Source organism: Enterococcus sp. AZ104 (assembly GCF_050546705.1).
Taxonomy (GTDB): Bacteria; Bacillota; Bacilli; order Lactobacillales; family Enterococcaceae; genus Enterococcus; species Enterococcus faecalis.
The window spans coordinates 2,705,764-2,712,500 of sequence record NZ_CP172952.1 but is presented as its reverse complement, the minus strand read 5'-3'; the positions used below and the strand labels follow the sequence as shown (position 1 = coordinate 2,712,500).

The window sequence follows — 6,737 nt, the reverse complement described above, 5'->3', positions numbered from 1 at the left end:
CACTGTGGCGTATTTAGCTAATTGGCTGTTCAAGTCTGAAGTAATGGCAATAATCGGGGTGCCTCCTTCTGCAAAAATCCGTGCTTCATTTACGATTTCTGCAGTGTTACCACTGTAAGAGACGAGGATGGCTACGTCATTTTTGGTGGCATTGATGGCTAAATAAAATTGTTCAGCTTGATAAGGGATTAAATGGATAAATAGCTGAATGCGTAATAACTTTGTTTGAAAATCCGTTAAGCGAATGTAGGAGTTACTGACACCCACTGCTAAAATATTTTCAGCGGTTAAAAGTAAATCAATGCTTTTATTTAACATGGCCTCGGTTAATAACTGTTGAGTGGATTGAACGGTTTCAGTCGTTAACTGCGCAATTTTCTTGGCAATTAGTAAATCAGAATCTTGCGCTAAAAAAGGCATATTCGCATCAACATTCCGGATTGCTTGGTAGTGAATTTCTAAGTCGCGGGACAAGCGGATTTTAAATTCTTTGAAACCGCTAGTCTCTGTTTTTTTACACAAACGAACAATCGTAGAGGTTGAAGAGTTGGTGGCTTCTGCTAGTTCATAAATCGACATATGCAGGACTCGTTCAGTATGAGATAAAATAAAATCAATAATTAGCCCTTCGTTATATGTATAGCGTTCTTTTTGTTCTAAACATTCGATTAGATTCAATGGGTTCACCTCTCTGTGGTACTTTGTTTCGCTTTCAGTATACCTTAAGCGTATGAATTATGAAACATAGTTACAGAATCAGTTAGTTGTATTTACATCAGAAAGCGGTTTCTTTATGATGAGGATATCACAAAGGATTAAGGAGAGAAGTGAAATGGATAAGTTAACAAACTGGGTGGAGCAAGCCGTAGTGCCTAAAGTTTCAAGGATTACAAGTTTACGTTATTTTCAAGCCTTAAGAAATGGTTTTTTTGCAATTATGCCGTTAACAATTATTGGATCGATTTTTATGTTGATTACAGATTTTCCAGTAGCAGGGTATGGCGATTTTATGGCTGGAATTTTCGGTGCAGGTTGGGCGGATATGATTTCACCAGCTTATCGAGCAACTTTCAACATGATGGGAATTATTTTTGCTGGGACGATGTCCTATAAATTGGCGGAAAGTTACGAAATGGATCGTTTAACTTCATTAATTTTAGGAATTGTCGCTTACGTAGTCGTTTTACCGAAAACGGTGACCACTGAATCAGGCGAAGTTGTGACGAAAGTTTTATCGTTTGATTGGTTAGGAACGCAAGGGGTGATTACGGCCATTATTATGTCAATTCTTTCGGTTGAGTTGACTCGTTTCTGTATTAAGAAAAAATTAGTCATCAAAATGCCTGACAGCGTGCCTTCTATGGTGAGCCAAGCTTTTAGTGCATTGATTCCTGGGATTTTTGTGGTAGCGGTGGCTTTATTGATTAATGGGATTGGGCTTTCGTTTGCGGATTCCTTCCCGCAATTAATTTATGCGGTGATTCAAGCGCCACTGCAAGGTTTAATCGGAACCCCTTTTGCAATTATTATTGTGGCTGGCTTAAATGGACTGTTCTGGTGGTTTGGAATTCATCCAACTGTCATCAATTCCATGCTATATCCTATTTTATATGCGAATGCAGACAAAAACCAAAGCTTAGCGGAATTAGGACAATTAACTGCTCAAAGTGGCAACTTTGGCACGGTCCAAATGCTCGATCAATTTGCTACAATTGGAGGCGCTGGTTGCACGATTGGCTTGGCTATTGCAATGGCCATCGCCGGACATTCGTCTAGAATGAAAGCCATGTCGAAAATTTCGTTTGTTCCAGCATTTTTCAACATTAATGAACCCTTGATTTTTGGACTCCCAGTTATTTTTAACCCTTTATTATTGATTCCGATTGCGGTCGCGCCGATTGTATCGGTCTTGATTGCCTTTCTGTCAATGAAAATTGGGTTCATGCCAATGTTTACAAACATTCAAGCACCATGGGCTACGCCTTTTCTGTTTTCGGGCTTTTTAGTGGGAAAATGGCAAGGTGCAGTGACGCAAGTTTTAGCTGTTGCGGCTAGTGTCGTTATTTATTATCCATTTGTAAAAGCCTTAGATCGACAATATCAAAAAGAAGAAGCCCATGAAGTACCAGAAACATTGTAGAGAAAGAGGAGTGAAGGAAATGCATGTTGAGAATGATGAAAATATTTGCTGTGAAGTGGAAAAAGGAATGGAAAAAATGTATCATCCGATGGTGCCCGAGTTGGTTCAAACCTCTTCCTTTTATTTTCCAACTTACGAAGAATTTATGGCAGCGAGTATAGATGAAAAAAATAATTATGTTTACACACGTGGCACCAACCCCACAACAGAAATTTTAGAGAAAAAAATTGCTCGTTTGGAACGTGGAGAAAAATGTAAAGTTTTTGCCTCAGGAATGGGCGCTATTTCGGCAACGCTGTTTACGTTGCTCCAACAAGGCGATCATGTTTTAATGGTCAATACAATTTATGGAGAATCTGTTTCGTTTGTGCAATATTTAGAGAAATTTGGCGTATCCTTGACCAAAGTAGACGTTGCAGAAACAGAAGAACTTTTTCAATTTGTTCAGGAAAACACCAAAGTCATTTACTTTGAAAGTCCGTCCTCACAAAAGTTTGAACTGCTAGATTTAGAAAAAATAACTGCGTTAGCACAAAAAATCGGCGCATACACTGTCATTGATAACACGTGGGCGTCACCGTTATTTCAGCATCCTTTATGCCATAATGTGGACCTGGTGATTCATTCTTGTTCCAAATATATTGGTGGTCATTCGGATATTGTAGCAGGGGCTGTCATTGGCAAAGCAGCGCTTGTAGATCAAATTTTTGAACATGGTCATCAAGCTTTAGGAGCAGTCAATAGTCCCTTCAATTCTTGGTTAGCGTTACGAGGTATTCGTACCATGCCCGTTCGGTTGGCGCATCAGTCTCAAGCCATCCAAACGGTGCTGTCGGCTTTGCAAAAGGATCCGCGAATCAGTCGCTTATATCATCCTTTTGTAGGAAATCAACAACAACAAGCGTTAGCAGAAAAATATTTAACAGGTTATGGCTCATTGTTTGCGATTGATTTAAAAGATACCGATTTTGAACGTTTGAAAACATTTGTGAACGCATTGACGCTGGTCACAATTGGGGTCAGTTGGGGTGGCTTTGAAAGTTTGGCCTTGCCTGTATTTAAAGGCAATAACTTGGCGGCTGTTCAGAAAAGAGGCTTGTCGCCAGCGCACATTCGCATGTACGTTGGTTTGGAAGAGCCAACATCTATTATCGAAGATATTCAACAAGCCTTAGATCAAGCCTATGGCGAAGAATCGTTTTTGTGAGACATTAAGATAATCAGCTGAACAAAAGCAACTCCTTCGGAAATAAGCCGAAATTCTCCAAAAATTAAAGAACAATTTTCGGAAATTTCTTCTTATTTCTTGGAGCTAAACACTTTTGTCTCAGCCTCTGTGATTCAATAACATATTTTCAACTTTAGGAGGGGAACTTAAGTCAGTTTGACTGAGGTTGCTCCTCCTGTTTTGCATTTTTTTATTAAAGTCAAAGCGTTCCTCTTTATTTAATAGGCAAAGTTCGATATAATAATGGTCAATATTAGTCAAGAGAGAAGAAGGATGGAAGACTATGAGTAATCAAAATACGTCAGATTTAATCGAGGCTTATTTAAAAAAGATTTTAGAAGAAAGTAATAAAATTGAAATCCGTCGGGCGGAAATGGCTAATTTATTTAATTGCGTTCCTTCACAAATTAACTATGTAATTAATACACGTTTTACCATCCAACGAGGCTACGCAGTTGAAAGTAAACGTGGTGGAGGCGGCTATATTCGCATTGTCAAAGTACAAATTTCAGATAACGATCAATTACTAAAACAAATGGATCAATTGATTGGCGCAACCTTAACAGAAAAAGATGCGCTAACATTTATTCAAACATTGTATGAAGAAGAAGTGATTACGAAAAAGGAAGGCAATTTAATGCTAGCTGCTTTAAGTAAAAGCACATTGAATGGTCTGGGGAATCACGAAGATTTTCTAAGAGCTCAAATAATGCGTTCATTTTTAGAGCGCTTGAGCTATGAGGAGGAATAACTATGGATGAACTATTTACAGAAAGTGCGAAAGCCGTACTGGCGATTGCCCAAGAAGAAGCGAAGTATTTTCGTCACCAATCCGTCGGTTCTGAGCATTTATTATTAGCACTCGTTTTAGAACCGAATGGGATTGCCGGAAAAACATTACGACAATTGAATACTGACACAGAAGACATCCGTGAAGAAATTGAGCATTTAAGTGGCTATGGCACCATGCAAAGTCCAATGGGGAATAACAACTTATACTTACCTTATTCACCAAGAGCCAAACAAATCTTTGCCTATGCTGGAGATGAAGCGAAGCGCTTAGGGGCTCAAAAGATTGGTACCGAGCATTTATTATTAGGCTTGTTAAGAGACGAAGAAATTTTAGCGTCTAGAATTTTAGTGAATTTAGGATTAAGCTTATCCAAAATGCGTCAATTATTATTGAAAAAAATGGGCGTTTCCGAACCCAATGGCGCACAACGTCGTCGGAATGGTCAAAGTAAAAATGCGCCACAAGGGACGCCAACATTGGATTCTTTAGCAAGAGATTTAACCAAGTTAGCACGAGAACAAAGTTTGGATCCAGTAGTTGGTCGCGGGACCGAAGTTCGTCGTTTGATCCAAATTTTGAGTCGCCGTACCAAAAACAATCCTGTCTTAGTCGGTGAACCAGGTGTTGGGAAAACAGCGATAGCAGAAGGGTTAGCCCAGAAAATTGTCAACCGGGAAGTCCCTGAAGATATGCAAGGCAAACGTTTAATGATGCTAGACATGGGTGCCTTGGTTGCTGGAACCAAATATCGAGGTGAGTTCGAAGATCGCTTGAAAAAAGTTGTCGATGAAATCTATCAAGATGGACAAGTCATTTTATTTATCGACGAATTGCATACCTTGATCGGTGCTGGCGGTGCAGAAGGGGCGATTGATGCTTCAAATATTTTAAAACCTGCTTTAGCACGTGGCGAGTTGCAAACAATTGGTGCGACAACTCTGGATGAATACCAAAAATATATTGAAAAAGATGCCGCTTTGGAACGTCGTTTTGCCCGTATTCAAGTAGCAGAACCAACCCCAGAAGAAGCAGAAGAAATTCTAAAAGGCTTGCGTTCCCGCTATGAAAAACATCATGGCGTAGAAATTACAGATGAAGCTCTACATGCAGCGGTTCAATTATCGATTCGCTATTTAAATGACCGCCAATTACCAGATAAAGCAATTGATTTAATGGACGAATCTGCAGCAAAAGTTCGTTTAGATAAGGCAGATCAACCTTCAGAAATTAATGAATTGCGTACCGAAATTTCTCAATTAATTACGGAAAAAGAAGAGGCCATTCAAAACCAATCATTTGAAAGTGCTGCTCGGATTCGTCAAAAAGAAAAACAAGTGATGGAAAAACTAGAAGAATTGATTGCAGTGAAAGAAAAAAGTCTGTCTGGTTACAGTACACAAGTAACAGAAGAAGACGTGGCTGGGGTTGTTTCACAATGGACAGGCGTTCCTTTGCAGCAGCTAGAGAAGAAAGAAAGCGAACGATTGATGGAATTAGAAACCATTTTACATCAACGGGTCGTTGGCCAAAATGAAGCAGTTGAAGCTGTTTCACGCGCTATCCGTCGTGCGCGTAGTGGCTTGAAAGACCCAGCAAGACCGATTGGTTCATTCATGTTCTTAGGACCAACAGGGGTTGGGAAAACAGAACTTGCCAAAGCCTTAGCCGAAGCGATGTTTGGCAGCGAAGAAGCCTTGATTCGCGTGGACATGTCTGAGTTTATGGAAAAATACAGTACTAGCCGTTTAATCGGTTCTCCTCCAGGTTATGTCGGCTACGAAGAAGGCGGCCAACTAACTGAAAAAATTCGTCAACGTCCTTATTCCGTTATTTTGCTAGATGAAGTAGAAAAAGCCCATCCAGATGTCTTTAATATTTTATTACAAGTCTTAGATGATGGCCATTTAACGGATGCCAAAGGACGAAAAGTCGATTTTCGTAACACGATTTTAATCATGACCTCCAACTTAGGAGCAACAGCGATTCGTGAAGAAAAACATGTTGGCTTCAATGTGAAAGACATTTCTAAAAATCATGAATTAATGCAAAAACGAATCATGGAAGAATTGAAAAAAGCCTTCCGTCCAGAATTCTTAAACCGAATTGATGAAACGGTTGTCTTCCATTCCTTGAAACAAGAGGAAATTCATGAAATCGTAAAAATTATGAGTCAATCTGTCGTGAAACGGATGGCCGAACAAGAGGTTAAAGTGAAAATCACACCAGCTGCAATTGAAGTTATTGGTAAAGTCGGGTTTGATCCAGAATATGGCGCACGTCCAATTCGTCGGGCCTTGCAAAAAGAAGTGGAAGATCGTTTAAGTGAAGCCCTTCTTTCTGGTCAAATTCAGTTAGGGGATAAAGTAACCTTAGGTGCTAGCAAAGGCAAAATTACGTTAAATGTGCGGGCACCAAAAGCACCAAAAACAGAAGCGAAAGAATTACAAACTGTATAGATGAGATGCGAAGTCTGGTATAAAAACCATTTAGGGTTTTTATACCAGGCTTTTCTATTTTCCAGTGGCGATTTCTTTTTGAGAATTGCCAGATTGATTTTTCTGTGCTACGTTAATAAG

Annotated in this window: 5 protein-coding genes (1 of these 5 running past the window's edge); 4 read left to right on the top strand and 1 reads right to left on the bottom strand. The window is 39.6% G+C overall.

All coding sequences use genetic code 11. The annotated features are described in order from the left end of the window. Positions 1-687 carry the 5' portion of a MurR/RpiR family transcriptional regulator gene (locus IGJ37_RS12925; RefSeq protein WP_002354705.1) on the bottom strand. Its footprint begins 171 nt before the window's first position, so the window shows 687 of its 858 coding nt (coding positions 1-687); the start codon lies at positions 685-687; the stop codon falls past the left edge of the window. 145 nt (positions 688-832) lie between these two features. Between IGJ37_RS12925 and IGJ37_RS12920 the strand changes: the two genes are divergently transcribed. The 4 genes from IGJ37_RS12920 to IGJ37_RS12905 all read left to right on the top strand — a co-directional run bounded on the left by IGJ37_RS12920 (position 833) and on the right by IGJ37_RS12905 (position 6,617). Next, complete coding sequence (locus IGJ37_RS12920; protein ID WP_108120369.1) at positions 833-2,140, top strand: PTS sugar transporter subunit IIC; 1,308 nt, start codon at positions 833-835, stop codon at positions 2,138-2,140. Continuing rightward, positions 2,118-3,347, top strand: a complete 1,230-nt coding sequence (locus tag IGJ37_RS12915) for an aminotransferase class I/II-fold pyridoxal phosphate-dependent enzyme (protein ID WP_048941806.1) — start codon at positions 2,118-2,120, stop codon at positions 3,345-3,347. Before IGJ37_RS12920 ends, IGJ37_RS12915 begins: the two co-directional genes overlap by 23 nt. 304 nt (positions 3,348-3,651) lie before the next feature. Then, positions 3,652-4,119: a CtsR family transcriptional regulator gene (locus IGJ37_RS12910; protein WP_002354715.1), complete on the top strand. Its 468-nt coding sequence runs from the start codon at positions 3,652-3,654 to the stop codon at positions 4,117-4,119. 2 nt (positions 4,120-4,121) lie between these two features. Continuing rightward, entirely contained in the window at positions 4,122-6,617 is a 2,496-nt protein-coding gene (locus IGJ37_RS12905) for an ATP-dependent Clp protease ATP-binding subunit (protein WP_002354718.1), read from the top strand. Positions 6,618-6,737: the final 120 nt, after the last annotated feature.

What these genes read in the sequence shown, in the direction of transcription:
- IGJ37_RS12920 (WP_108120369.1), top strand. Translation starts at nt 833, where the DNA reads ATGGATAAGTTAACAAACTGGGTGGAGCAAGCCGTAGTGCCTAAAGTT.
- IGJ37_RS12915 (WP_048941806.1), top strand. Translation starts at nt 2,118, where the DNA reads ATGAAGTACCAGAAACATTGTAGAGAAAGAGGAGTGAAGGAAATGCAT.
- IGJ37_RS12910 (WP_002354715.1), top strand. Translation starts at nt 3,652, where the DNA reads ATGAGTAATCAAAATACGTCAGATTTAATCGAGGCTTATTTAAAAAAG.
- IGJ37_RS12905 (WP_002354718.1), top strand. Translation starts at nt 4,122, where the DNA reads ATGGATGAACTATTTACAGAAAGTGCGAAAGCCGTACTGGCGATTGCC.